Below are 26,361 nucleotides of genomic sequence, written 5' to 3' on the forward strand. Positions count from 1 at the left end.
GCGCCCTTCCCCTGGTGGGGCCGCCGGAGAATCCCGAGGAGGACGATGCCCATGATGGGCGGACACCATGCGATCAGCGGCACGGCCGCCTGGATGGCCCTGGCGGGCTCGGCCTCGGTCATGGGGCACGTGACCGGAGCGGACCTGCTGGACCTGGAGCCCGCGCAGGTCCTCGCCGGCGCGGTGGTCGCCACGGGCGCCGCCCTGCTGCCGGACATCGATCACCCCAGCGCCACCATCTCGCGTTCCGGCGGCGGGATCACGAAGGCGCTCACGCGCGCGGTCAGCTCGGTCGCCGGGCACCGCGGCGCCACCCATACCCTCCTGGCCGCCGTCGCCTTCACGGCGCTCGCCGTGCTCGCGAGCCGGCTGCCGATGACGGTCGCGGTGCCGCTGCTCGGGGAGGTGCTGGTCGCCCCCGTGCTCCTGGTGACCGTGCTCTGCGCGCTCGGGACGCGAGCGCTGAAGATGGTCGAGGGAGCGGTGCTGCCGTGGGCCGTCGGCCTCGGAGCCGGTCTGCTGGTCGCGCTCCTGGCCCCCGAGGCGGCCCGCTGGCTGCCGGCCGCCGTCGCCATCGGGGTGCTCACCCACCTGATCGGCGACCTGCTGACCACCGACGGGATCCCCTTCCCCACCTGGCCGCTGGTCGTGAAGCCGCCGACGCGTCTGGCGAACGGCCTGTGGCAGCGCAGCGGCGACATCGCCGTCCCGCTGCTGGGCGACGCCGGCAGCGCCCGGGAGTGGCTGCTGTGCACGGTGCTGACCGGCTATGCCGGGCTCACCACGATCGTCACCCTGGCCGCGACGCCGTGGCCGCTCAGCCCCTGACGCCGGCCGCCGACAGATCCGCGAGCACCCGCTCGACCATCTCGTCCTCGGTGAGCTCCTCCCCCAGCACCTGCTCCCCGGGCGTGCCCAGCACGTCGCGCACCCGGTACCAGGAGGCGAGCTCCTCGTCGGAGACCGCGCCGGCGATCGGCTTCCCGGCATGGCGGCGCACGGTCTCCTCGAGGCTCACGTCGAGGTAGTAGACGAGGCTCGCACCGGCGTGCTCCGCGAGGAGCCGCGCGAACATCTCCCCGTAGCGCTCGCGCCCGAAGATCCCCTCGACCACCGTGGTGCGGCCGACGCCCAGGCAGTGGCGGGCCATCGCGGTGATCAGCCCGATCGTGTCCCCCTGGCCGACATCGTGCTCCCACAGCAGCTCGCGGCGGACATGGTCCTGGCCGATCACGGCGACGCGCCCGCGCGGCAGCGTCCGCTGGATGCGGCGGGCCACGGTGGACTTCCCGGAGGCGGAGTTCCCGCGGAGGATCACGAGCGGCGGGGCGGCGGCGGTCACGCGGCCATCCTCACACGCGCGAGCGCCACAGCAGCCAGACGAAGTACGGCGCGCCGATCAGGGCGACCATGAGACCGGCGGGCACCTGCGCCGGGGCGATGAGGGAGCGGCCCAGGGCGTCGGCCACCCCCACCAGCACGCCGCCCAGCAGCATCGCGACCGGGATCGTGCGCAGGTGGCGTCCGCCCACCAGCGCTCGCGCCAGGTGCGGGGCGACGAGCCCCACGAAGCCGACCACGCCCACGGCGATCACGCTGATCGCGGCGAGCACCGCGGCCAGGCCCAGCACCAGCACCCGGGTGCGCTCGAGCCGCACCCCGAGGATCCGCGGGGAGTCCTCGTCGATCGCGAGCAGGTCCAGCTCGCGGTGCAGCCCCAGCATCACCGGCATGACGACGACGAGGACCACCAGCACCGGGAGCACGTCGGCGGCCGTGCGTCCGTAGGTGGTGCCGGAGAGCCAGGTGAGCAGCCGCGGGGTGTCCCAGGCGTTCGCCTGCAGCAGCAGGAAGGTGGTCAGGGCGCTGATGCCGTACCCGGCCCCGATGCCCACCAGCACGAAGCGCTCGGGCGCGAGCCCGCCGCGCCAGGCCAGCAGGGCGATCAGCACGAAGGTGGCCACGCCCCCGAGCACGGCGACCACGATCATCGGCGCCCGGCCGCCGCCGAGGGCCGTCACGACGATCACAGCCCCGAGGCCGGCCCCGGCGGTGATGCCCAGCAGCCCCGGCTCGGCGAGCGGATTGCGCACCGTGGACTGGACCACGCTGCCCGCCAGCGCGAGGGCCGCCCCGGCGACGACGGCGGCGCTCATCCTCGGTGCCCGCTCCCCCAGGGCTCGCGCCACCAGGGACGGCGCCTCGCCCTGCAGCCACAGGATCACGTCTCCGAGACGGAGCCACAGGCTGCCCGCGAGCAGGCCCAGCAGCGCGACGGCCACCAGGGCCGCCGCGCACACCACGAGCACCACCACGAAGCGGCGCAGGGAGCGCAGGGCGGTACGGGCCGAGGGCGGCCGCCCCGCGGCGCCGGTGTCCGGCAGGTTCCGCGCCATCAGGACGATGATCACCGCGCCGAGCAGCGCGGTGGGGATCCCCGTGGGCACCGAGGTGGCGCCCTGCGGGCCGAGGACCTGGCGCACGACGGCATCGGCCAGGAGCACCACGAGGGCACCGATCAGCCCGGAGGCGGGGATCAGCAGCAGGTGCCGGTTCAGCGCGCGCACCCGGGCGCCGAGCAGACGGGCGAGGACCGGAGCGCCGAGCCCCACGAAGGCGATCGGCCCGGCCACGGTCACGGCGGTGGCGGTGAGCAGGACCGCGGCGAGCACGGCGAGCACCCGCGTGGAGCGCACCGGGACGCCCAGGCTCGCGGCGGCGTCGTCCCCGAGTCCCAGCACGTCCAGGCGCCGGGAGAGGACCAGCGCGAGCAGGAGGACCGCGCCGATCACGGGCAGCGCCCGCAGCGAGGCCGTGAGGTTCAGCTGGGCGAGCGAGCCGCTCCCCCAGGCGTACAGCCCCGTCGTCTCCGCCTCGAAGAGGATCAGCAGCAGCGAGGTGCCGGACTGCAGCGCCATCGCGACCGCGGAGCCGGCGAGGATGAGCCGGGTGGTCGAGGTGCCGGCCCCGCCGGCGAGGGCCAGCACACCGGCGGCGGCGAGCAGCCCGCCGAGGACGGCGATGCCGCTCGAGGCCCACAGCGGCACGGCGAGGGAGAGGGCCGCGACCAGGGTCAGCGCGAAGTAGGAGCCGGCTGTCACCGCGAGGGTGTCCGGGCTGGCCAGCGCGTTGCGGGAGACGGACTGCAGCAGCGCCCCGGCGCAGCCCAGCGCGATGCCGACGGCGATCCCCGCCAGCAGCCGCGGCAGGCGCGAGGCGGTGAGGACCTCGCCGACGGCCGCGACGTCGGAGGTGCTCTCGCGCCCCAGCAGATGGCTCAGCAGGTCCGCCGGACCGATCCCGGAGGTGCCCTGGGTCAGGTGCCAGGCGCCGACGAGCGCCACGCCGGCGGCCAGCAGGACGAGGGCGAGGAGTCCGCCCGCGATCCCGCCGGCCCCGACCCGGAGGGCCTCGCGGAGGTCACGAGCCGGCGTCGGTGCGGTCTCCGTGACCCGCTCGGTCACGGGGCGGTGAGGATCTCGACGTAGGCGTCGACGGCCTGCTCGGCGGAGCGCGGGCCGCCGAAGGTCCAGATGCCGGAGGGGAAGGCATGGGCGCGGCCCTCCTCGACGGCGGGCAGGGAGGTCCACAGCTCGTTCTTCTCGAGCTCGCTGACGTAGTCGCCCTCGGGATCGTCGGTCGAGGTGTAGAAGAGGTTGGCCTCGCCCACGGTGGTCAGCCCCTCGATGTCCGTGCGGCCCAGGCCGTAGACCGGGTCGGTCTCCTCGGTCCACACGTTCTGCAGGCCGAGCTCCTCGCCGAGGGCGGTGAACAGGGCGCCCTCGCCGAAGGGGCGGATGGCGACGTTGCCGCCGTCGACGGAGCCGTCGAAGTAGACGAAGTCGGTGGTGGCCAGGTCCGCCTCGGTCACCTGCTGCTTCGCCTCGGCGAGGTGGGCGTCGAACTGCTCGAGCACCACCTCGGCGCGCTCGGTGCGACCGGTGGCCTCGGCGATGAGCGTGAACAGGCCCTTCATGGTGCCGATCGGATCGGCGGCGTCGGCACCGACGGTCGCGAGCACCGGCACGCCGAGCTCCTCGAGCTGGGCGACGATCGGGTCGTCGGGGCCGGCGGCCTCGACGATGATGAGATCGGGATCGGCGGCGGCGAGGGCGTCGAGGTTCGGCTCGCCGCGGGTGCCGACGTCGGCCGTGCCCTCGGGGAGGACCTCGGCGGTGTCCCAGGTGGTGAAGCCCTCCACATCGGCCACGGCGACCGGGGCGACGCACAGGGTCAGCGCGTCCTCGACCTGCTGCCACTCGAGGACGGCGACGCGCTCGGCGGGCTCCGCGAGCTCGACGGTGCGGCCCAGGTCGTCGGTGAGGGTCACCGGACCGGTGGACGTCGTGGTGGTGTCCTCGGCGCAGGACTCGCTGATCGCGGCGGCGCCGGCGGGCTCGGCCCCGCCGTCCTCGGGAACCTCGGTGGTGCCGCAGGCGGCGAGGGCGGCGGCGGCCGCGGCGGCGGTCACCGCGGCGATCGCGCGGCGGGGGAAGCGGGTCATGGGAACTCCTGAGGATCGAGGGAGGGGGGACGGGTGCCGGTCAGGCGGGGGTGCGGATCCGGGCGGCACGACGGCCGAGGGCCTCGATGCGCAGGCGGCCGCCGGCCTCCTCGGTGACCTCGATGGGCAGCTCGTAGACCGCGCTGAGGTGCTCGGAGGTGAGCACCTCGGCGGCGGTGCCGGCGGCGTGCACGTGCCCGCCGCGCAGCAGGATCACCTGGTCGGCGATGCGGGCGGCGTGGTCGAGGTCGTGCAGCACGATGCCCACGGCGACGCCGTGGATCTCGGCGAGGTCGCGCACCAGGTCGAGGGTCTCGATCTGGTAGCGCAGGTCGAGGTGGTTGGTGGGCTCGTCCAGCAGCACGATCGCGGTGTCCTGGGCGAGGCAGGAGGCGAGCCAGACGCGCTGCATCTCGCCGCCGGAGAGCTCGCCGATGCCGCGTCCGGCGAAGGCGGTGATCCCGGTGAGCTCCATGGCGTGCGCGATCGCGGCACGATCGGCGTCGGTCAGGCCGGCGAAGCGGCGACGGTGGGGATGGCGCCCGAAGGCGACCACCTCGCGCACCGAGAGCCCCTGCGGGCTGGTGCGGGACTGGGAGAACAGCGTCAGCGCGCGGGCGAGCTCCTTGGCGCTGAGCAGCTCGGTGCCGCGCTCCCTCCCGCCCTCGGCGATCCGGACCTCCCCTGCGCTCAGGGGGTGCAGGCGGGCCAGGCCGCGCAGCACGGTCGACTTGCCGCTGCCGTTGGGCCCCAGCAGCGTGGTGACCGTGCCGGGGCGCAGGTCGATCGAGACCCCGTGGACGACCAGGGTCCGTCCATAGCCGAGGCGGAGGTCCTGCGCCGTCAGGGCGGGGCGGGGAGCGGAGGAGGCGGCTGACACGGAGGGAAGCGTAGCCTTACCTGACCGGGGAGTCCATGTTCCGCCCGACATGTGACCGGCACCATGGTCAGGAGAGGGCCGGGGAGAGCCTCCGCTCGAGGAAGAGGGTGGCGGCGCCGATGGCGCCCACGTCGTCACCGAGCTCAGAGGAGACCACGGCGAGGTCATGGGAGCCGTCGAAGGCGCGCCGCGCCCCGGCGACCACCGCGGGCATGGCCACCTCCTCGAGGTGCTCCCAGGAGGGGCCGCCGATGATCACCCGGTGCGGATCGTGGATGCTCACCAGGGTCCGCGCCGCCTCTCCGAGCGCCCGGCCGACCCCGGCGATGACCTCCCGGGCGGCCTCGTCCCCCGCGGCGGCCCGCGAGCCCAGCTGGGCGAGGGAGGCCGCGGGGCGCGCCTGCGCGTCCAGCGGCACCCCCGCCGCGCGGGCTCGCTCCAGCACGCGCTCGATGTCCGTGTGCCGGCCCAGGCAGGACAGCCGGCCGCAGGGACAGCGGGAGTCGTCCAGGCCCGTGGGCAGGTGACCGATCTCGCCCGCCTGCACGGTGGCGCCGCGATGGATGGTCCCGTCCCCGGCCACGGAGGAGCCCACGCCCGCGCCGACGTAGAGGTAGAGGACCGTCTCCGCGCCGGGGAAGCGCCCCGGCCAGCACTCTGCCGTCAGGGCCGCATTGGTGTCCTTGTCGAGCACGGCCTCGAGCCCCGTGCGCGCCCGGAGCAGGTCCAGCAGCGGCACGTCACGCCAGCCCGGCAGCCAGGGCGGGTTCAGCACCTTGCCGCCGGCGGCGTCGAGGGCGCCGGGGACCGCGACACCGATGCCCTGGAGCGCGGCCGCCGCCCACTGATCACCCCCGTCCAGCTGATCGAGCTCGCGCACGATGTCCTCGAGGGCGGCGCCGATGCGGTCGACGTCGGCCTCGGGATCATCGCCCGGCGCCTCGAGGGTGCGCTTCCCGATGGGGCGCGCGAGCATGTCGACCACGGTGACCGTGAGGTGCGCGGGATCCAGGTGCACGCCCGCGGCGAGCATGGCGCGGGGCTCGACCCGCATGGACATCGCCGGCTTGCCGCGCCGACGGGTGTGCAGCGGCTGGGCGTCGACGAGCCCTCGCTCGATCAACCGTCGCGTGATCTGTGACACAGCTTGGCGCGACAGGCCGCAGCGGTCCATGAGATCCGACTGCTCGACCCCCTCCGGGGACACCCGGATCGCCCGCAGCACGATCAGCTCGTTCCGGGCCCCCACCTGCGGCATCGTCGTCGCACGCATCGCCCTCTCCCCTCTCGCGGCGGCCCGGCGGGCCCGCGGATCCTCTCCAGCAGTGTGCACTTTGCAATATATCCATCAGTGTGAGTAATGTGCGAGCCGTACGACACAGTGGTCAACATCGCACCGAACGCACCGTCCCGGCAGCTCCTCGGCGCGGCGGCCCGTGATCGTCGACGACGACTGAGCACACCACCGGCCCGAAGGGACAACGATGACCGCGACCCTGACCGCGAGCCCCACCGCCACGCAGAAGGGGCCGCCCGATCCGGGCGCGCCCCCGCGGCGGCAGGGGCGTCGCCGCCTGACGAGGACCGACCGTCACGACCTCGCCATCGGGCTGCGCTACATCTCGCCCTGGCTGGTCGGGATCGTCATCTTCGTGTTCTACCCCGTGGGGTACTCGATCTACCTGAGCTTCACCCGCTACTCGGGCATGGGCGCTCCCACCTGGGTGGGCCTGGGCAACTACATCACCGCCTTCACCGACCCGCTGGTCGCCAAGGCCGCGGGGAACACGCTGTTCTTCGCCGTGATCGCGGTCCCCCTCGGCCTCCTGGTGGCGCTCACGCTCGCGATCGCGATGAACCAGAACGTCCGCGAGGTCGCGTTCTACCGGACGATCTTCTACGCCCCGTCGCTGATCCCGGCGTTCGCGATGTCGTTCATCTTCATCGTGTTCCTCAACCCGCAGTTCGGCGCCTTCAACCAGGTCCTGAACCTGTTCGGCGGCTCCAACGTGAACCTGCTCGGGGATCCGACCGGGGTGAAGATCGCGATCATCCTCATGGCGCAGTTCGGCGCCGGCAATGCGGCGCTGATCTTCCTGGCCGGACTGCGCAACGTCCCCAAGACGGTCTACGAGGCCGCCCGCGTGGACGGAGCGAGCCCGCTGCGCCAGTTCTTCTCGATCACGCTGCCGCTGCTCACGCCCGTGCTGCTGTTCAACCTCATCACCGGCGTCTCCGGTGCCCTGCAGGTCTTCACCGAGGCGTACATCGTCACCAACGGCACCGGAGATCCCGACGCGGGCGCGCTGTTCTACATGATGTACCTGTACCAGAACGCGTTCGGCTTCGCCGAGCTCGGGTACGCCTCCGCTCTCGCGGTGCTGCTCTTCCTGGCCGGCCTGACCCTCGCGCTGCTGATCTTCTTCTTCTCGCGCCGGTTCGTGAACTACGACGTGGAGGCCTCCTGATGAGCACGACCACCCCCACGCGCCCCGCGCGCCGGACCCCCGCCCGCTCGGCGGAGGCCGAGGAGCTGGGCCGCCGCGCCGATGGCACCCGTCGGCCCTGGTACAGCTCCCTCATCGCCCGCGTGGTGATGATCGCCCTGGCGGTGTTCTTCCTGCTGCCGATGTACTGGATGATCATCTCGTCGCTGAAGTCCGACGAGGAGCTCGCGCGCTTCCCCCCGACGTTCATCCCCGAGTCCTGGCAGCTGAGCAACTACGCCGACGCCGTCACGGCGATGCCGTTCGTGCAGTTCTTCATGAACTCCGCGATCATCACGATCTCCGTCGTGGTGCTCTCGGTGATCTCGAACTTCATCGTCGCCTACGGCTTCTCCTGCCTGAAGTGGCCCGGCCGCGACCTCATGTTCTATCTCGTCATCGCGACGCTGTTCCTGCCGTTCCCGGTGACGCTGATCCCGATGTTCGACATGTGGGCCCGGCTCGACCTGGTCAACACCCTGTTCCCGCTGATCATCCCGGCGATGTTCGGCTCCGCCTTCTACGTGTTCCTGCTGCGGCAGTTCCTGCTGCAGATCCCCAAGGACATGCTGGATGCGGCGCGCATCGACGGCGCCCGCGAGTGGACGATCCTGTGGCGACTGGTCTTCCCGATGGCCAAGCCCGCCCTGACCACCGTCGCCATCTTCGCGGCCGTGGCCTCCTGGAACGACTTCATGGGACCGCTCATCTACCTGCAGGACGAAAGCGTGCAGACCCTCTCGATCGGCCTGCAGTCCTTCCGCTCGGTGAACTCCCAGGACGTGTCCTTCAACCAGCTGATGGCCGCCTCGTTCCTGGTCATCGTGCCGCTGCTGATCCTGTTCTTCGTCTTCCAGCGCTACTTCATCAAGGGCATCACCATCGGAGGCTTCAAGTGATCTCACGCCGCCACTTCCTGGGCGCCGCCTCGGCGTCCACCGCCGCCCTCGGGCTCGGGGCCTGCGCGTCCCGTGGACCCGCGAGCGACGACGTCGTGCGCTACTGGGGCCTCGGTGCCGCCGACGCCCACATGGACGCCGAGGTCATCTCCGCGTTCCAGGCCACGGAGGCCGGGTCCGGCATCGAGATCGATGTCAACCAGGTCCCCAGCAACGGCGCCGCGGACATGAGCCAGATCATCACCGCGGTCCGCGGCGGCACCGCCCCCGACCTCTGGTACATGGATCGCTTCAACGCCGTCCAGAACGCCTCGGTGGGCCTGCTGGAGCCGATCGAGGACATCATCGAGGAGTTCGAGGGCGTCTCCGTCGAGGAGTTCAGCGCCCAGTGGCTGCGCTTCGCGGTCGACGAGCTGACCTACGACGGCGAGCTGTACGGGCTGCCGGTGAACACCGATGCCCGCGGCCTGATGTACAACGAGGACCTGCTTCGCGAGGCGGGCGTCGACCTGTCCCTGCTCGATCCCCAGCAGCACGTGCTGACCTGGGACGAGTTGCGCGAGATCGCCCGGACGGTCACGTCCGTCGACGAGCGCGGGAACTACGAGACGCTCGGCTTCGTCCCCTGGGACGGGGAGGGCTGGCCCTACACCTGGGGCTTCGGGCTCGACGCGCAGCTGTACTCGAACGAGTCGGCGTCGGTCACCCTGGACTCCCCGGAGTGGCTGGCGGTGTTCGACCTCTACGCCGACTGGGCCGAGGAGTTCCCCTACCCCAACGTCGACGCCTTCTTCGCGACCTACCAGCCGCCGAACGCGCCGCCCACCCAGACGGCCATGTTCAGCGAGCGCCTGGGCATCACGACCACCGGGCCGTTCTCGATCCGCGGCAACGAGCGCTACGCGCCGGACCTGAACCTCAAGTTCACGTGGCTGCCGGTGTCCGCCGAGGGGGACGAGACCTACACCTGGTCCGGCGGCGCCTCCCTCGTCGTCCCGAAGGGCGCGAACATCACGCGCAACCTCTGGGAGTTCATGAAGTTCTACGCCGGCTACGAGGGGCAGAAGATCCTGATCCCGCTGCTCGGCGACCTGCCGACGCATCTGCAGGCCATCTCCGACGGGCACTACAACCCCAAGGCGGAGCTGTTCCGGCAGATGCTTCCCACCTCCACCTCGCGGCCGCCCCTGCCGGTGGGCTCGCTGGCCTGGAACACTCTGACCCGGGCGCGCAGCTCCGTGACGATCGGATCGCAGACCCCGACGGAGACGGTCGAGAGCACCCAGCAGAGCGTCGCCCCCAAGATGGCGCTGTTCGAGGGGTACCAGATGCCCGAGACCTACGGACGGCGCAGCGAGATCCCCGAGGACTGATCCCGGGCGATCACGCACCTCAGACCACCCTGGTCGGCCCTCAGCCGGGGACAGGACGACCCACCACCACGTCAGGAGACAGGACCCATGACCACCCCCCTGCGGATCGCCGTGCTCAGCGCATGGCACGTCCACGCCGAGGAGTACGGCCGCGCCGCCATCGACCATCCCGAGACCGAGCTCGTCGCCGTCTGGGACGAGGACGCCGAACGGGGGCAGGCGCTCGCGGCGACCCTGGGCGTCGAGGCGACCACCGATCTGGACGCGCTGCTGGCCCGCGAGGACCTCGACGGCGTCACCGTCACCACCGCCACCAGCGATCACGTCGAGGTGATCGCGAAGTCCATCGCGGCGGGCAAGCACGTCTTCACCGAGAAGCTGCTCGCCCCGACCGTCGAGGGCTGCGACGAGCTCGTCGAGGCGGCCCGCGCGGCCGATGTCCGCCTGACCGTCTCGCTCCCCCGCCTCACGCACGGCTACACCCTCGCCCTGCGTCCGATCCTCGAGGCGGGCACCCTGGGCCGCCTCACCTACTCCCGCGTGCGCCTGGCCCACAACGGCTCCACCGCCGACTGGCTCCCGGCCCGCTTCTACGACGCCGACGAGGCGCTGGGCGGGGCGTTCTCCGACCTCGGCGCGCACCCCGTCTACCTCACCCAGCTGATCCTGGGCGACGAGGTGACCGAGGTGCACTCGACCTACACCGACCAGACCGGTCGCGGGGTCGAGGACAACGCCTCTGTCACCGTCGCCACCCCCGACGGGGCGATCGGCGTCATCGAGACCGGTTTCGTGACCCCCGCCAGCCCGTTCACGATCGAGGTCCACGGCACCGAGGGCTCGGTGCTCTATGGCTTCGAGGTCGACGCCGACGGCGAGGCCGTGCTGCGCCTGGGCACCGGCGAGGGCTGGACCCGCATCGACGTCCCGGCCGACGATCCGCTGCCCTTCGCGCAGTGGGCCGACTCGATCCGCGCCGGGGCGACGCTCGAGGAGTACCTCGAGCGCTCCCGGTCGCTGACCGCGCTCGTGGTCGCCGCCAACCAGGACGCGCAGCGCTGAGCGCCGCGCCCCGACTCACCCCCACCCCGAACGAAGGAAGAGCCATGACCATCACCCTCCCCGTCCGCATCGGCCTCATCGGCGCCGGCGGCATCGCGAACGCCCACCTGGCCGGCTACGCCGAGATCCCCGACCGCGTGAAGGTCACCGCGATCGCCGACGCGGTGCCCGAGACCCTCGCCCAGCGCGTCGAGGAGACCGGCGCGACGGCCTACACCGACTTCAACGAGCTGGTGAAGGACCCGAACGTCGACGCCGTCGACATCTGCCTCCCCCACCACCTGCACAAGGCCGCGATCATCGCCGCGGCCGAGGCCGGCAAGCACATCCTGTGCGAGAAGCCGCTGTGCCTGAGCGCCGAGGAGGCGAGCGCGGTGCGCGAGGCCGTGGAGAAGGCGGGCGTCACCCTCATGTGCGCCCACAACCAGCTGTTCATGCCCGCCGTGGCCAAGGCCAAGGAGGTCATCGACTCCGGCGCCCTCGGCGATGTGTACGAGGTGCGCACCACCGACTCGTTCTTCAACGACTTCGACCCCTCGACGATGGGGTGGCGCGCGAAGGCCGCGACCAGCGGCGGCGGCGAGTACATCGACACCGGCTACCACCCCACCTACCTGCTCATGCACCTCTCGGGCGGGCGTCCCGTCAAGGCCTTCGCCATGATGTCCACGCACCGCCTGAAGTTCATGGAGGGCGAGGACTCCGCGCAGGTGCTGGTGCGCTTCGACAACGGCAGCGTGGGCCAGCTGGTCACCTCCTGGGCGTACGACGCCGCGCCCGGCACCGACCGCTTCAGCGTCGTCGGCGAGAAGGGCTCGCTGAGCTCGGACGGCACGACCCTGCGCGTGAAGCTGCGCGGCGAGGCCGAGGAGCAGGTCTTCGAGCACGAGTCGGTGAACACCTTCGCCGCCGAGATCGCTGACTTCGTCGAGTGCCTCGAGACCGGCCGCCGGCCGCTGAACACCGAGGACGAGGGCATCGCGGTGCTGGGGATCATCCTCGCCGCCTACGAGAGCGCCCGCACGGGCGAGGCCGTGGACGTCATCTCCGTGTGACCTGCTGCTTCAGCTCTACGTGCTGGTGAGGAACGGGCCCTGCGGACCACCGCGGGGCCCGTTTCTCGTGCCCGGTCCGCTGCAGGTCACTTCGCCGTGGAATCGGGCAGCCATAACACGGTGAAGTTGCCTGCAGACCCGGCGAGGGCGGAGGCGGAGGCGGAGGCGCGGCCGGCGGGACCGTTCAGGCCGCGGGGCGCACCTCGGTGCCGGTGACCCGGCCCAGCCGGTCCATCAGGTGGTAGATCGCCAGCGCCGCGATCGTGCCCAGGGCGATGCCGGTGAGCTGGATGCCGCCGACGCTCCAGGTCACGTTCGCGATCCCCACAACGAGGGCGACGCCCGCGGTGAACTGGTTCTTGGGGCGGGAGAAGTCGACCTTCCCGTCCACCCACATGCGCACGCCCACGATGCCGATCAGCCCGTAGAGCACGAAGGTCACGCCGCCCAGGACTCCGGGCGGGATGGTGAAGATGGCGGCGCCGATCTTCGGCGAGAGGGAGAGCAGGATCGCGACGACGCCCGCGACCCAGTAGGCCGCGGTGGAGTAGACGCGGGTGGCGCTCATGACGCCGATGTTCTCGCCGTAGGTGGTGGTGGGCGAGCCGCCGAACCCGGCGGAGAGCGCGGTGGCGAGGCCGTCGGAGGCGAGGGTCCGCCCCACCATGTGATCGAGGTTGCGGCCGGTCATCAGCCCCACGCTGGTCACGTGACCCACGTTCTCCGCGAGCAGGACCACGATCACGGGCAGGAACATCGGCAGCAGGCCCAGCTCGAAGGTCGGGTGGTGGAACTCGGGCAGCCCGATCCAGGCCGCCTCCGCGACGGGCGTGAAGTCCACCTCGCCGCGCAGGACCGCCACTCCGTAGCCGATCAGCACGCCCAGCAGCACCGAGACCCGGCCCAGCAGCCCGGAGAACAGCACCGTGCACAGCACCACCGCGAACAGCGTGACGGTGGCGGTGAGGGCGGACTGCTGGAAGTTCTCGTAGGCGGTGGGGGCGAGGTTGAAGCCGATCAGCGCCACGATCGAGCCCATCACCACCGGAGGCATGAGCACGGAGATCCAGGCGGTCCCGACCCGGGTGACCAGCAGCCCCAGCAGGGCGAGCAGGACGCCGGTGATGAGCACCCCTCCGAGCGCCGCGCTCATCGACTCCGCCTGGGTGGAGGCGGTGATGGGGGCGATGAAGGCGAAGGAGGAGCCCACGTAGCTGGGCACCTTGTTCTGCGTGATGGTGAGGAACAGCAGGGTGCCGATGCCGGAGAACAGGAGGGTCGTCGAGGGCGGGAAGCCGGTCAGCAGCGGCACCAGGAAGGTGGCGCCGAACATGGCGATCACGTGCTGCGCCCCGATGCCGATGGTCACGGGCCAGGACAGACGCTCCTCGGGCAGGACGACGGCGTCGGGGGCGATGTGCCGGCCGTCGCCGTGCAGGGACCAGCGCAGCATGGTTCTCCAGGGGTGGGAAGGGGGACGAGGTCGCGGGATCAGCGGCCGGGGAAGGTCTTCCGCCGGGCCGTCTCCTCGGTGACGTCGGGAACCCGGTCCAGGAGGGAGAGGCTGCCGGTGTCGCGCGCGCGGAAGTCCGCGAACATGCGGGAGATGTCCGGCGCACCGAACTCGTCGCGCACGGGTGCGGGGACGGTGAGCATGAGCGCGACGGCGAGACCGATCACCAGCGCGACGCCTCCCGTGGCCAGGCCCGCCCCGGCGCCCATCGCCAGGGAGTTGACGATGACGTCGAGGAAGCCGACCACCACCAGCACCAGGCCCGCGACCACGCCCGTGGCACGGGCGCTGACGGCGGGACGGGACAGCAGCGCGGTGCGGCCGAAGAGGGAGACCGCGATGAAGCAGGCGCACAGGACCGCGTCGACCAGATGCAGGAGCGGGCCGCCCGGCGCCTGGGAGGCCGTGGCGGCGAGCGCCGCGCACAGGTGCCAGAACACGGCCGCGGCGTGCATCACGGCGCTGAACTCGAAGGCCCGCACCGAGTACACCAGCCAGTCGGTGCGGCGGAAGGACAGCGGCATGCTGCGCACGAAGGAGCGCGAGATCATCAGCCCGAAGGCCGCGAAGAGGAAGGGGAGGTAGACGAAGCCGGTGGCGTGGCTGAGGGAGGCGGCGAACTGCAGCCCCAGCGTGTTGTCCGCGAGCGCGGCGATCACCAGTCCCGCCACGACGGCGCTCGAGAACACGTACCAGGAGCGCTCGCGGCGCAGGCCCGAGGCCAGCACGATGGCCAGCAGCAGCGCGGAGACCACCGCACCGGCGAAGGCCATGAGCGAGTACGCCCAGCCGGTGGTCACCACCCGTCCCACCATCATCACGAGCGAGACCAGCAGCGACAGCGCGGCCGCGCCGGCCACGGCGACCAGCAGCGTCCGCGCCGTGCGCCGCGCCCGGGCCTGGGGCAGGTAGCCCTCGTGGGCGCGGGGCTCGATCCCGAGGATCCCGCCCAGCAGGAGCAGGGAGACCCCGATGCCGATCCCGACCGGCGGCCCGTCGGGCAGCGAGGCGAACAGCACCGGGAGGGAGAGCACGAGATCCGCCAGCAGCACGCCGACGGCGACCAGCACGGCCGGGGCCATCCCGACGATGCGTGCCACGCGGATCGCCCCCAGCGGCGGGGCGGCGGGGATCCAGCGCAGCAGGTGCACGCCCACGAGGACGCCGAGCCCGATGCCGATGGCGATCTGGCCCAGCAGGTCCAGCAGGGGGCTGTGGGCGACCGTGAAGGTCGTGGTCAGGGCGGTGGCCAGGCAGAACAGCACGAGCACGTCCCGCAGGGCGTCGAAGATCCCGAGCTCCTTGAAGCGCTCCGGGAGCACGAAGCCGTCCAGCCGCACCTCGTCCTCGTCCTCGGCGTTCGGCGTCGTGCCGGAGCGGGCGTAGGAGACGGTGCGGGGGCGCGGCAGGGGCGCGACCAGCGACTCGGCGTCCCCGTCTCCGTCCTCGAGGGCGGATTCGTCGAGGGCGGGGATCGCCCCGGTGCTGGCGTCGAGGTCGACGCCCGGGGCCTGCACGGCGCCGACGTCCTCGAGATCGACGGTGTCGTTCTGGCCGCGCGGCATCGCCGGTCCGCGATCGCGCGCCGCGAGCAGCGGTGCGGCGTAGCGGTCGAACTCGGCGCGGTCGGGGAGGCGATCGGTCGGCAGCGAATGGGGGTCGTCGGTGGCGAAGATCCAGTCCGCATCCTGGTGCTCGTCGCCGCGAGGATCCCTGTCCATCGACCTTCTCTCCTGCCGTGTGGCGCCAAGGACCGTTCCGCCGGGCGGGCGCCGTGGACGCCTCAGCGCTCCGATCCTAGGGAAGGGCCCTCCCCGAGGCGCGTCGGCGCGCCGTGGTGTCGATGCGTGGTACGTCTCAGAGATGGAGACGCTGGGCGAGCTCGTGCCGGACGGCCGCCCCGCGGACCGTCAGCAGCAGCGCCACCGCGACCACGCAGAGGGCACCGCAGATCGCCGAGGGCAGCGGAGTGGTCACCCAGCCCAGGGCGAGGAAGACGATCGGGGTGAGGCCCAGCAGCACGGTGAGCCCGCTGTAGACCAGGTACTCCTCGAGCTTCATCCGCGTCACCCGCGCGGTGACCAGCAGGCCGATGACGGAGGCGGCGCAGAGGATCGGCACCTCGTAGGTCAGCGACCAGGCCGTCCACCCCGAGAGATAGTCCCAGTAGACGCTGACCCCGCTGACCAGGATCACCAGGTAGACGATCGACTTGGCGAGGTTGCGACGCTTGCGCACCGCCATGAGCACCACCAGCCAGAGCGCGGCGATCCCGAGCCAGAGGCTGCGCAGCACCCCGATCCCCTCGGGGCCGGGCCGGAACAGCAGCTGGGCGAGGAAGGAGAGGGCGATCACGCCGAGCGAGACGAGGAACAGCGCCCGCAGCACCCGGCGCCGCGAGAAGCGCAGCGGCACGTCGGGCCGGGGCCCGGGCGCGGCCTCCCCGGTGAGGTCGCCGCGGCACAGGGGGCACCGCGCCCACGTCCCCTCGACGTCGACGGCGCAGGCCGGGCAGCGCCTCACGGTGCCCCCTCCGCGAGCTCCTCCTCGGTGGTGCGCGCGGCCGCGACGGTGACGTCGACGCCGGCGCCGCTGAGCAGGCGCGCGAACTCCCGCACGTGGTCCGTCTGCACGAACGGGGAGGTGAAGGCGAGGGTGAGCTGTCCGGCGTGGGACATGGCGCAGAACTGGGGACGGACGGCGGAGACCTCGAACAGCATCCGTCCCACCTGGGACTCGGCGGGCTCGGGCAGCGTCACCCGGCCCAGGTTGGAGACCGCGACGGTGAGGCCTCGGTTGGTGCCGTGGTTGATCGCCCGCAGCAGCGCGTCCTTGAGCGGGCGCGGGACGATGCGGGCGAAGGGGAGGCGCTCCACCCGGATCAGGCGGCGCAGCCGTCGTTCGAGCTTCTCGGGCGTGGCCTCGGCGTCGAACTCCTCCTGGAGGTGCCGCGCGATCGCGCCCACCGCATCGGCGGCCGCGTCGCCCTCGCCGAAGGTGTGCTCGACCCGGATGGTCGCGAAGAAGTTGCGCGCCGAGGTCGAGGGGAAGAACTGCCGCAGGTTCACCGGCACCGACGCCCCCATCGTGCGGGCCGCCCCGAGATCCCCGGCGGAGCGGCGGACGGCGTCGAAGAACACGGCGGTGAGGTACATCGTCAGCGCCACGCCCTCGCGCTTGGCCAGGGCGAGCACCGGTCCGACGGGCATCGAGAGCTCCACGACGCGGGTGCGGAAGTCCGGGGTGCGCGTGCCGCGCACGCGATGGACGCGGCGGGCCGACGGCCGCGGGGCGGCGGGGCCGGCCGCGGCGCGGACCTGCCGCCGGCTGCGCTCCCGCTGCCGCGCCTCCTGGACGGTGAGGACGGCCGGGGCGGCCTCGCGGCTGAACTCCGCCTCGTGCTCCGCCGGCGAGGCGGCCGGCGGGCTGCGGCGACGGAAGTAGTGCGCGAAGGAGTCCACCGCCAGCTCGTGCACCTCCTCGGCGGCCTCGGCCCCGGGATGGGTGCCGACGGCCTCCGGCGCCGGATCGGGCCGCTCGGCGGAGCCGGGCCGGGCCTCGTCCTCCTCGTCCTGCGCCGTGGTGCCGTCCAGGGCGCGCGCCCGCAGCCGGGCGTACACGGTGACCAGGTCGGTGAGGAACCACAGCGCCCCGGTGCCGTCGGAGAGCGCGTGGAAGACCTCGAGGCTGATCCGTCGGCGGTGGTGGAGGACCCGGAACAGCAGGGTGCGCCGGTCGGACTGGTAGATCGGGGCGCAGCTGGGCTCGAGGTCGGGCCGGACCTGCGGGTGCAGGTCGCTGTCCTGGAGGTAGTACCAGAACACGCCGCGCCGCAGCACGGCGTGGTAGAGCGGGAAGCGGGCGTAGGTGATGTCCAGCGCCTCCTGCAGCAGGACGGGGTCGACCTCGTGGTCCGTCTCGGCGCTCATGCGGAACACCTTGGGGTCCACGTCGCTGCGGGCCGCGAGGAAGATGTTCGAGGCGTTGTCCAGGCGGACCCAGTGCCGACGGCTCACGACGGGCTCCCCTCGTCGAGGAACTCGTTGATCACCTCGTAGGCGTCCCGCAGCGGCCGGGCGAAGCGCGGCAGGGTGATGAACCCGTGCAGCGACTCAGTGACCCGGTGCGTGCGCACGCGGGCCCCGGCGGCGGCGAGCGCGGCCGCGTAGGCCTCGCCCTCGTCGCACAGCAGGTCGAGCTCCGCGGTGATCATCAGCGTCGAGGGCTGGCCGGAGAGGTCCTCGGACATCAGCGGCGCGACCAGCCGGTTCCTCCGCTGCTCGGGGTCGGGGACGTACATCTCGAAGTAGTCCTGCACCTCGGTGGAGGTCAGGCGGTAGTCGCTGCCGTGGTGGCGCACCGACTCGAAGGGCGAGGTGGCGGGGTCGTGGTCCCAGTGCGTGACGGGGTAGAGCAGGATCTGCCGGCTCGGCCCGCGATGGCCGCGCTCGCGCAGCAGCAGGGAGACGGCCGCGGCGAGGTTGCCGCCGGCGGAGTCGCCCACCAGCACGATCTGGTCGGCGTCGACGAGCCCGGCCCGGCCCGGATCCTCGAGCACCCGCTTGGCGGCGCCGTAGCAGTCGGTGAGTCCGGCGGGGAAGGGGTGCTCCGGAGCCAGCCGGTAGTCCACCGAGGCCACCCGGCAGCCGGTGAGGTCCGCCATGGTGGCGCAGGCGGGGGTGTAGCTCTCGATGTCCCCTGTGACCCAGCCGCCCCCGTGGAAGAAGAGCAGCAGCTCCTCGCGGCGCTGCACGCGCGGGGTGAAGACCCGCACCGGGACCCGCCGGTTGTCCTCGTCGGAGAAGGTGTCCCAGGGCGGGGTGCGATAGCGCGGCACCGGCAGGGAGGCCAGCTGCCGCTGGAGGTGCCGCACCCGTTCGTAGTCCTCGCGGACGTCGACGCGCCCCGCCCGGGCGATCAGGCGCATCGTCGCCCTCGACAGGCGGTTCACGGGCGCGCGTCCTCAGCGCCGGGCAGCGGCTCCATGCGCCCCAGGATAGACGCCCTGCCGGGACCGCTCAGCGCAGCGTCCGCCGCTCCCCCGCGAAGCGGATCGCGGGATCCGCGGCCGTGCCGTCCTCGCCCATCTCCACCACGGGGCCGATCAGCAGACGATGGGTGGCGGCGTCGACCGCCTGCTCGAGGCGCAGCGCGAAGTGGGCGAGGCCGCCGGGCAGGATCGCGTCGCCGTCGCCGGTGCGGTCCACCGCGAGCCCGCTGAGCGCTCCGAGCAGCGGAGCTCCCGGGGTGCCGAAGCGATCGGCGAGGTGCTGCTGGTCCTCCGCGAGCACGGTCAGGCACAGGTGCCCTGCCTCCTCCGCGGCCTCCGCGGCGCGCGAGAGGCCGTACAGCGCGACCAGCATCGTCGGCGGATCGTAGGAGACGTCGAGATAGGAGTCGACGGTGACGAGGACGTCGTGCCCGCCCTGGCGGGTGCTCATCACCGCCAGGCCCGCGGCGATCAGGTCGCTGGTGCGGCGGTAGTCCTCCTGGTCCACGCTCCCCGGCGCCACCGGCTCAGCCGGCCGTCGGCAGCATGCGGGCCCGGGCGGCGTCCGAGTCCACGATCTCCTTGCCGAAGGGGAAGCACGTGACCGGGATGAGCTTGAGGTTCGCCCAGGCCAGCGGGATGCCGATGATCGTCACGGCCTGCGCGACGGCGGTCACCACGTGGCCGAGGGCGAGCCACCAGCCGGCGATGACGAACCACAGGACGTTGCCGATGGTGCTGCCGGCGCCGCCGCGGTGGGTGTCCACGACCTCGCGCCCGAAGGGCCAGATCACGAAGCCCGCGATGCGGAAGGACGCGATCCCGAAGGGGATGGTGACGATGAAGATGCAGGCGATCACCCCGGCCACGAGGTAGCCCAGGAACAGGGCCCAGCCGGCGGTGACCACCCAGATGATGTTGAGGACCAGAGCGAGGAGAGAGCGCATGGGCACAGCTTAGGCACCGTGCCCGACGGCGGCCAGGGGGCCGTCCCCCGGCCCGGGGTGCAGGAATCCTCCGTCCCGGCGCGCGCCGATTACGCTGGCCCCATGTCTGCTCCCGAGATCGCGCTGACCGAGCGCTTCCAGTCCGCCTTCGCCGCCGCCTTCGGGCCCGAGCACGCCGAGGCGGACCCGATCATCCGCCCGTCCCAGTTCGCGGACTTCCAGTGCAATGCCGCGATGGGCCTCGCCAAGCGCCTGGGCCGGAAGCCCCGCGACATCGCCGCGGAGATCCTCGCGGCCGTCGATCTCGAGGACATCGCCGAGACGCCGGAGATCGCCGGCCCCGGCTTCCTGAACATCCGCCTGCGCACCGACTGGATCGCTGCGCAGGCCGCCCAGCTGGGCGCCGACGAGCACCTCGGGGTCCCCTCCCCCGACGCGGCGGAGACCGTGGTCGTGGACTACTCGGCGCCCAACGTCGCCAAGGAGATGCACGTGGGCCACCTGCGCACCACGGTGGTGGGCGACTCGATCGCCCGCACCCTGGAGAAGCTCGGCCATCGCGTGATCCGCCAGAACCACATCGGCGACTGGGGCACGCCCTTCGGCATGCTCATCGAGCATCTGCTCGAGGTGGGCGAGGACAGCGCCGAGGCGGGCCTGCTGACCACGGACCCCAACGCCTTCTACCAGGCGGCCAGGGCGTCGTTCGATGCGGCGGAGGCCGCGGGAGCCGCCGCGGACGGGAGCGACTTCGCCTCCCGCGCCCGCGCCCGCGTGGCGACCCTGCAGTCCGGCGACGAGGAGTCGATGCGGATCTGGGTCCACCTGGTGGAGCTGTCCAAGGAGTACTTCCACCGCATCTACGACATCCTCGACGTCACCCTCGCCGACGAGCACCTCGCCGGGGAGTCGACGTACAACGACCAGCTCGAGATCGTCTGCAAGGATCTCGAGGCCGATGGCATCGCCCGGATCTCCGACGGGGCGCTGTGCGTCTTCCCCGCGGGCTTCACGGGCCGGGACGAGCAGCCGCTGCCGCTGATCATCCGCAAGTCCGACGGCGGCTACGGCTACGCCACCACCGATCTCGCCGCGATCCGGCACCGGGTGCGCGACCTCGGCGCCGACCGCATCGCCTACGTCGTGGGCGCGGCCCAGGAGCTGCACTTCCAGATGGTCTTCACCGCCGCGCGCGAGGCCTCCTGGCTGCCGGGCGAGGTCGAGGCGCAGCATGTGAAGATCGGCTCCGTCCTCGGCGAGGACGGCAAGATCCTGCGCACCCGCTCCGGCTCCTCGCTGCGCCTGATGGCGCTGCTGGAGGAGGCGGTGGCGACCGCGCAGACCGTGATCGACGAGCTGCGGCCCGATCTGCCCGCGGACGAGCGCGCCGCGATCGCCCGGGACATCGGCATCGGCGGGGTGAAGTACGCGGACCTCTCCACCGCCCACGATTCCGACTACACCTTCGACCTGGACCGCATGCTCGCGCTGACCGGCAACACCGCCCCGTACCTGCAGTACGCGGTGGCTCGGATCCGGTCGATCGGGCGCAAGGCCGCGGCGCAGGGCGTGACCGCGGCCGCCGCCCCGCGCATCGAGAACGACGCCGAGCGCGCGCTCGCGCTGCAGCTGCTGGAGTTCGGGCCGACGCTCGGCGCCGTGGGCGCCGCCTACGAGCCGCACCGGCTGTGCGCCTACCTGTTCGCGCTCGCGCAGGCGTTCACGAGCTTCTACGAGGCCTCCCCCATCCTCAAGGAGTCCGACCAGCAGGTCCGCTCCGGACGCCTCGCTCTCGCCCAGCTCACCGAGCGGGTCCTCGTCGAGGGCCTCGACGCGCTGGGGGTGCGCGCGCCGCAGCAGATGTGACCTCGCCGCGCGGAGCATCCGGCACATCGGAGCAATTCGGGCAGATGGCTCCGGGGACATCCGCCCAGGACGGAGCGTTACCCAACCGTGCTCCGCACCAGGGGCAGAACACCTGGTCACGGCTGTGAGGACTTTCTAGGCTTGGACGGTGCCGCCGATTCGCTCCGTTCATCTCGCGCTGTGGGTGACGTATGCCCTCGTGGTGGTGATGCACATCGGAGCGCTGGTGGCGGGGTCGGAGATCCTGCGGTGGATCACCCAGCTGCTGTTCGCCCCGCTGCTCACGGCGGCGCTGCTGACGGCCATGCCGCGCAGCACCCGCACCACCACGCTGCTGCTGTGCGGCGTGACGTGCGCCTGGGTCGGGGACTTCCTCGGCCTGGCCCTGCCCACGCCCGCCACCCCCGCCGTGGTGCTCTGCTTCATCGCCGCGCTGCTGTGCTACACCGGGGCGCTCTTCCCGCGGTGGAGCCGCACCCGGGACCCGCTGCGCATCGCCCTCGCGATCCCCTACGGCGGGGTGGTGATCGGGCTGTTCGTGGCCTGTGCCGACGGCGCCGGCGCCCTGCTGCCGGTGGTCGCGGCCTACGCTGTCGCGCTGGCCACGATGGCCTTCCTCTCCGCGGGCAGCAACGGCCTGACCTGGAGCGGCGGGACCCTGTTCCTGCTGTCCAGCTCGCTGTTGGCGATGGACTGGTTCCTGCCGGGCGCCTCGATCGCGCTCAGCACGGTGCTGGTGATGACGACCTACGCCGTGGGCCACGCCCTCCTGATCGGCGGGATGATCCACGCGATGCCGCAGCGCCGCTGGACCCCCTGCCGTTCCGGCTCCGCCCTGGTGATCGTCGAGAACTAGGCGTCCAGCACGCGGGCGATGAGGTCCGCCTGCTCCCGCTGCACCCGCTCGATGTCCTCCCCCTTGCGGGGGAACAGCTGCAGGCCCAGGCGTCCGGGGATCTCCCGGTAGGACAGGTCCGCGCCGTTCTCCTCCAGCTGCAGCCTCGCCACCCGCACATCCGAGAGGAAGAGGTCGCGCATCCCCACGCTGAGGTGGATCGGCGGCAGGCCCTCGAGGCTCGCGTTGATCGGCGAGAGATCGGGATCGTCCAGCGGCGTGCGGCCGGCGTAGCGGCGGGCTGCGTCCTTCAGCAGTCGCCGCTCGTGCACCGGATCGGCCTGGTCGGTCTCGGTGATCCCGGCGTTGGACAGCTCGAGGTCCAGCCACGGGGACATCGTGATCAGCGCCCTCGGGCACGGGATCCGGTCCTGGTCGCGGAGCCGGCGGGCGACCACCACGGCGAGGCCGCCGCCGGAGTGCTGACCGGAGAGGACCCAGGGCCTGCCCTCCAGCCGGCCGTCGGCCGCGAGCGCGCCGAGCACCGCCTCCGCGTCGTCCCGGGCCACCGGGTGCTGGTGGTCGGGGGCGTTGCGGTAGTCGATCATCAGCCCCGCGCAGCCGCGGAGGTCCACCTGGCGGGAGAGCCACTGCCAGTCGCTCGCGAACGGGCCGGAGACGTAGGCGCCGCCGTGGAGGTGGACGACGATCCCGTTGTCGGCGAGGTGACGATCCAGCCAGACGGTGCGGGTGCGACCGATCATCTCCTGCTCGACCGCGTGCGTGCGCTGCACGGCCCCGGGCGGCTGCGGGCTGCGGGCCTCCAGCAGCGCCTGATGGGAGAGGGTCGAGGGGATGGGGATGCGCCGCACGGCGCGCGCCCCCGTCACCACGGCGTCCCGGATGCGACCCATCACTGCCTCCTGTCCGCGACCTCCTCGGTCGCCTCGCTGCGGATGCGACCAGCCTAACGAACCGGGACCGCGGCGACGGACCTCCGCACCCGCGCCCCGGTACCCTGCGGTCATGACCTCCGCCCCCGCCCTGTCCGGACCGCTGCTGGTGCTCGTCGCGATGCCCGAGGAGGCGGCGCCGCTGACGGCCCGCCTCGCCGGCGCCGCCGACGCCCCCACCCCCTTCCGCGGCGGCGTCAGGGCCGTGCGCGGGGAGCTCGCGGGGACGGACGCGCTGGTGGTCACCACCGGGATCGGCATCGCCGCCGCCACGGCGGCGGCGACCTGGGCGATCCTCACGGCGGGGCCGGGCGCCGCGGTGGCCGCCGGCTCCTGCGGGGGGCTCGGCGCCGACGTCGAGGTGGGCACCCTAGTGATCGGCGAGAGCTTCACCTATTCGATCGCCGACGCCACCGCCTTCGGCTACGCGCCGGGGCAGGTCCCCGGCTCCCCCGAGCGCTTCCTCGCGGACCCCGCCTGGACGGACGCCGCCGAGCGCGCCGCCGGGAGCACCGAGGGCGCCGTGCGTCGAGGGCTGATGCTCTCCGGGGACGCCTTCGTCACCGCCCCGCTCGCGGCGCCGATGCGCGAGCGATTCCCGGCCGCGCTCACCGCGGACATGGAGACCACGGCGAGCGCTCGCACGGCCGAGGCGCTGGGGGTGCCCTTCACGGCCCTGCGGGCGGTCTCGGACCTCTGCGGCCCGGCCGCGGGGCAGCAGTTCCACCTCGAGCTGGATCTGGTGGCCGAGCGCTCGGCCCGCGCCGTCGAGGCGCTCGCGGGAGCGCTCGCACGGGGCTGAGCCACCCCACGGGGGACGTGTCCCGTTGTGGGATGGCGCACCCGCACCCCGGTCAGAGCGCCGTCCCGCCCCCCGGCCCGCCGAGGGAGCGCGCTATGGTGCGAACGCCCCGTTCACCCCTTTCGTGAAGTACGTCACCTCGCCCGGCGAGGTGAGGTGGGCCGATCTGTCCCTGCCCCCCAGCGTTATGAGGAAATCGTGTCCACCTCCACGGCACAGAGCTCCCCCACCACGGCGCCCGGTTCCCCCGACCCGGCACCGTCCTATTCCCTGTCCAAACCCGTCTTCTACACCGCGGGCGGCATCATCCTGGTGGCCGTCGCCTTCGCGCTGCTGCTGCCCGACATCTTCAACGACGTCATCTCGACCCTGAACTCCACGGTGGTCAGCTCGATCGGGTGGTACTACGTCCTGATCGTCACGGGCTTCGTCGCCTTCGCGATCGTGGTCGCCCTCAGCCGCATGGGCAACATCAAGCTGGGCAAGGACGATGACGAGCCGGAGTACAGCGTCTTCTCCTGGTTCGCGATGCTCTTCGCCGCCGGCATGGGCATCGGCCTGGTCTTCTTCGGTGCCGCGGAGCCGCTGACCTTCTACGCGGACACCAGCGCCTCCGGCATCCCGCCGAACGCGGCCGAGCTGGTCGATCCCGCGCGCGCAGAGCGCGCCCTCGGCCAGACCTTCCTGCACTGGGGACTGCACGCCTGGGGCATCTACGTGGTCGTCGGCCTCGCGGTCGCCTACGCGGTGCACCGCCGCGGCCGTCCCGTCTCCATCCGCTGGGCGCTCGAGCCGATCCTCGGCAAGCGCACCAACACCTGGATCGGCGACCTGATCGACATCATCGCCCTGGTGGGCACCCTGTTCGGCATCGCCACCTCGCTCGGCTTCGGCGTGAACCAGATCGCCGCCGGCCTCGACCACCTCGGGGTGATGCCGAACTCCACCACCGTGCAGGTCACCATCGTCCTGGTGGTCACCGCGCTGGCGACCCTCTCGGCCGCGAGCGGCGTCGACAAGGGCATCAAGATCCTCTCGAACCTCAACATGGGGCTCGCCGCGCTGCTGCTGGTCGCCGTGCTGATCCTGGGCCCGACGCTGTTCCTGCTGCGCGACGTGGTCTCCAACGTGGGCTACTACCTGCAGAACTTCCTGCAGCTGTCCTTCCAGACCCTGCCCTTCCTCGACGAGCAGGGGGCCACCTGGATCAACAGCTGGACCACCTTCTACTGGGGCTGGTGGATCTCCTGGTCGCCCTTCGTGGGCGTGTTCATCGCGCGCATCTCCAAGGGCCGCACGGTCCGCGAGTTCATCACCGGCGTGCTGCTGGTGCCCACCGCGCTGACCTTCCTGTGGTTCACCATCATGGGCGGCACCGCCCTGTACGAGTCCGTCATCAAGGGCGTGGACTTCACCGGCGAGGACGGCACGATCGACGCGAACACCGCGCTGTTCGACACCTTCTCCCACCTCCCGGGCGGGGCGCTGATGTCCGGCATCGCGGTCCTGCTGGTCACGATCTTCTTCATCACCAGCGCCGATTCGGGTGCCTTCGTGATGGACATGATCGCCCACAAGGGCGATCCGAACCCGCCGCGCATCACGCGCATCTTCTGGGCGGCGTCCTCCGGCATCATCGCCGCCTCCCTGATCTGGGTCAGCTCGCTGTCCGGCGACACCGAGGCGACCGGCATGACGGCGCTGCAGTCCCTCGCACTGCTGTCCGCGCTGCCGTTCTCGATCGTCATGATCGGCATGGCCCTGTCGCTGTGGCGATCGCTGAGCGCCGAGGTCAAGGTCATCGAGAAGCTCGAGCGGCAGCTGCGCAACCGCGAGTTCGTCGAGCGCTACTCCGAGCAGCTCACCGACCGCGTCGAGGAGAAGGTGACCAGCGGTCTCAACGACCGCATCGAGTCGCACCTCGAGGGCGAGTACGGCCAGCAGTTCCAGGCCCAGGTCAGCGACCAGGTCGCCGAGCAGGTCACGGAGCAGTTCTCCGACCAGATCCAGACCGAGGTCGCCGAGCAGCTCTCGACCTTCACCGCCGAGCACCCGGCGCTGAGCGCGGACGGCGAGCTCGTCGATCCGACGGCCGCGCACGGGCGGCGCGCGCGGCAGGATCCGGCCGAGGACGCATCGTCCTGACCTCCCGTTCCTGATCCCCGCACAGCACGAGGCCCGGTGGCAGCAGCCACC

The 26,361-nt window shown here is 72.2% G+C and carries 23 protein-coding genes; 10 read left to right on the plus strand and 13 right to left on the minus strand.

All coding sequences use genetic code 11. The annotated features are described in order from the left end of the window. Positions 1-51 precede the first annotated feature (51 nt). Positions 52-828, plus strand: coding sequence for a metal-dependent hydrolase (locus tag CXH06_RS10635; RefSeq protein ID WP_157975699.1), 777 nt, complete (start codon positions 52-54; stop codon positions 826-828). On the opposite strand, the gene CXH06_RS10640 is transcribed toward CXH06_RS10635, so the two are convergent. The 5 genes from CXH06_RS10640 to CXH06_RS10660 all read right to left on the minus strand — a co-directional run bounded on the left by CXH06_RS10640 (position 818) and on the right by CXH06_RS10660 (position 6,657). Further along, complete coding sequence (locus CXH06_RS10640) at positions 818-1,342, minus strand: AAA family ATPase (protein WP_114855160.1); 525 nt, start codon at positions 1,340-1,342, stop codon at positions 818-820. The two genes, CXH06_RS10635 and CXH06_RS10640, sit on opposite strands and share 11 nt — an antisense overlap. 10 nt (positions 1,343-1,352) lie before the next feature. Beyond that, complete coding sequence (locus tag CXH06_RS10645; protein WP_114855161.1) at positions 1,353-3,464, minus strand: iron ABC transporter permease; 2,112 nt, start codon at positions 3,462-3,464, stop codon at positions 1,353-1,355. Continuing rightward, entirely contained in the window at positions 3,461-4,504 is a 1,044-nt protein-coding gene (locus CXH06_RS10650) for an iron-siderophore ABC transporter substrate-binding protein (RefSeq protein ID WP_114855162.1), read from the minus strand. Before CXH06_RS10650 ends, CXH06_RS10645 begins: the two co-directional genes overlap by 4 nt. Before the next feature lie 40 nt (positions 4,505-4,544). After that, on the minus strand, positions 4,545-5,384 hold the full coding sequence (locus tag CXH06_RS10655) for an ABC transporter ATP-binding protein (protein WP_232820306.1): 840 nt from the start codon (positions 5,382-5,384) through the stop codon (positions 4,545-4,547). Between the two features lie 67 nt (positions 5,385-5,451). Next, positions 5,452-6,657, minus strand: a complete 1,206-nt coding sequence (locus CXH06_RS10660; RefSeq protein WP_114855164.1) for an ROK family transcriptional regulator — start codon at positions 6,655-6,657, stop codon at positions 5,452-5,454. A 211-nt stretch (positions 6,658-6,868) separates the two neighbouring features. Here CXH06_RS10660 and CXH06_RS10665 point away from each other — a divergent pair, with 211 nt between their 5' ends. The 5 genes from CXH06_RS10665 to CXH06_RS10685 all read left to right on the plus strand — a co-directional run bounded on the left by CXH06_RS10665 (position 6,869) and on the right by CXH06_RS10685 (position 12,259). After that, a complete protein-coding gene (locus CXH06_RS10665; protein WP_114855165.1) occupies positions 6,869-7,852 on the plus strand; it encodes a carbohydrate ABC transporter permease in 984 nt (327 codons plus the stop codon). After that, positions 7,852-8,769 (plus strand): carbohydrate ABC transporter permease, encoded by a 918-nt coding sequence (locus CXH06_RS10670; RefSeq protein WP_114855166.1) that lies wholly within the window; start codon positions 7,852-7,854, stop codon positions 8,767-8,769. Before CXH06_RS10665 ends, CXH06_RS10670 begins: the two co-directional genes overlap by 1 nt. Then, entirely contained in the window at positions 8,766-10,142 is a 1,377-nt protein-coding gene (locus CXH06_RS10675) for a substrate-binding domain-containing protein (RefSeq protein ID WP_114855167.1), read from the plus strand. Before CXH06_RS10670 ends, CXH06_RS10675 begins: the two co-directional genes overlap by 4 nt. Before the next feature lie 87 nt (positions 10,143-10,229). Continuing rightward, complete coding sequence (locus CXH06_RS10680) at positions 10,230-11,204, plus strand: Gfo/Idh/MocA family protein (protein ID WP_114855168.1); 975 nt, start codon at positions 10,230-10,232, stop codon at positions 11,202-11,204. Between the two features lie 44 nt (positions 11,205-11,248). Then, the gene (locus CXH06_RS10685; RefSeq protein ID WP_114855169.1) at positions 11,249-12,259 is read left to right on the plus strand and encodes a Gfo/Idh/MocA family protein; all 1,011 of its coding nucleotides are present in this window, start codon (positions 11,249-11,251) and stop codon (positions 12,257-12,259) included. 184 nt (positions 12,260-12,443) lie between these two features. Here CXH06_RS10685 and CXH06_RS10690 read toward each other — a convergent pair whose 3' ends face one another. The 7 genes from CXH06_RS10690 to CXH06_RS10720 all read right to left on the minus strand — a co-directional run bounded on the left by CXH06_RS10690 (position 12,444) and on the right by CXH06_RS10720 (position 19,709). Continuing rightward, complete coding sequence (locus CXH06_RS10690; RefSeq protein WP_114855170.1) at positions 12,444-13,712, minus strand: uracil-xanthine permease family protein; 1,269 nt, start codon at positions 13,710-13,712, stop codon at positions 12,444-12,446. 38 nt (positions 13,713-13,750) lie between these two features. After that, positions 13,751-15,493 carry a hypothetical protein gene (locus CXH06_RS10695; RefSeq protein ID WP_114855171.1) on the minus strand — a complete coding sequence of 581 codons (1,743 nt, stop codon included), beginning with the start codon at positions 15,491-15,493 and terminating at the stop codon, positions 13,751-13,753. Between the two features lie 136 nt (positions 15,494-15,629). Beyond that, on the minus strand, positions 15,630-16,295 hold the full coding sequence (locus tag CXH06_RS10700) for a DUF6320 domain-containing protein (protein ID WP_114855172.1): 666 nt from the start codon (positions 16,293-16,295) through the stop codon (positions 15,630-15,632). Continuing rightward, on the minus strand, positions 16,292-17,788 hold the full coding sequence (locus CXH06_RS10705; RefSeq protein ID WP_114855173.1) for an alcohol acetyltransferase: 1,497 nt from the start codon (positions 17,786-17,788) through the stop codon (positions 16,292-16,294). Before CXH06_RS10705 ends, CXH06_RS10700 begins: the two co-directional genes overlap by 4 nt. Beyond that, the gene (locus CXH06_RS10710; RefSeq protein WP_198684061.1) at positions 17,785-18,699 is read right to left on the minus strand and encodes an alpha/beta hydrolase; all 915 of its coding nucleotides are present in this window, start codon (positions 18,697-18,699) and stop codon (positions 17,785-17,787) included. The genes CXH06_RS10705 and CXH06_RS10710 overlap by 4 nt, the downstream gene beginning before the upstream one ends. 91 nt (positions 18,700-18,790) lie before the next feature. Then, positions 18,791-19,285: a flavin reductase family protein gene (locus tag CXH06_RS10715; RefSeq protein ID WP_114855175.1), complete on the minus strand. Its 495-nt coding sequence runs from the start codon at positions 19,283-19,285 to the stop codon at positions 18,791-18,793. A 4-nt stretch (positions 19,286-19,289) separates the two neighbouring features. Next, on the minus strand, positions 19,290-19,709 hold the full coding sequence (locus tag CXH06_RS10720; protein WP_114855176.1) for a YccF domain-containing protein: 420 nt from the start codon (positions 19,707-19,709) through the stop codon (positions 19,290-19,292). A gap of 102 nt (positions 19,710-19,811) precedes the next feature. Between CXH06_RS10720 and argS the strand changes: the two genes are divergently transcribed. Both argS and CXH06_RS10730 read left to right on the plus strand, forming a co-directional pair. Beyond that, positions 19,812-21,575 (plus strand): arginine--tRNA ligase, encoded by a 1,764-nt coding sequence (gene argS, locus CXH06_RS10725; protein WP_114855177.1) that lies wholly within the window; start codon positions 19,812-19,814, stop codon positions 21,573-21,575. A 148-nt stretch (positions 21,576-21,723) separates the two neighbouring features. Beyond that, positions 21,724-22,431, plus strand: a complete 708-nt coding sequence (locus CXH06_RS10730; protein WP_114855178.1) for a lysoplasmalogenase family protein — start codon at positions 21,724-21,726, stop codon at positions 22,429-22,431. Here CXH06_RS10730 and CXH06_RS10735 read toward each other — a convergent pair. After that, the gene (locus tag CXH06_RS10735; protein WP_114855179.1) at positions 22,428-23,324 is read right to left on the minus strand and encodes an alpha/beta hydrolase fold domain-containing protein; all 897 of its coding nucleotides are present in this window, start codon (positions 23,322-23,324) and stop codon (positions 22,428-22,430) included. The genes CXH06_RS10730 and CXH06_RS10735 overlap by 4 nt on opposite strands. A 112-nt stretch (positions 23,325-23,436) precedes the next feature. Between CXH06_RS10735 and mtnN the strand changes: the two genes are divergently transcribed. Together mtnN and CXH06_RS10745 are read left to right on the plus strand one after the other, a co-directional pair. Beyond that, positions 23,437-24,165 carry a 5'-methylthioadenosine/S-adenosylhomocysteine nucleosidase gene (gene mtnN / locus CXH06_RS10740; protein ID WP_114855180.1) on the plus strand — a complete coding sequence of 243 codons (729 nt, stop codon included), beginning with the start codon at positions 23,437-23,439 and terminating at the stop codon, positions 24,163-24,165. Between the two features lie 198 nt (positions 24,166-24,363). Continuing rightward, positions 24,364-26,310 carry a BCCT family transporter gene (locus CXH06_RS10745; protein ID WP_232820307.1) on the plus strand — a complete coding sequence of 649 codons (1,947 nt, stop codon included), beginning with the start codon at positions 24,364-24,366 and terminating at the stop codon, positions 26,308-26,310. Positions 26,311-26,361: the final 51 nt, after the last annotated feature.

The organism is Brachybacterium sp. YJGR34 (genome assembly GCF_003347015.1).
Lineage (GTDB): Bacteria > Actinomycetota > Actinomycetes > Actinomycetales > Dermabacteraceae > Brachybacterium.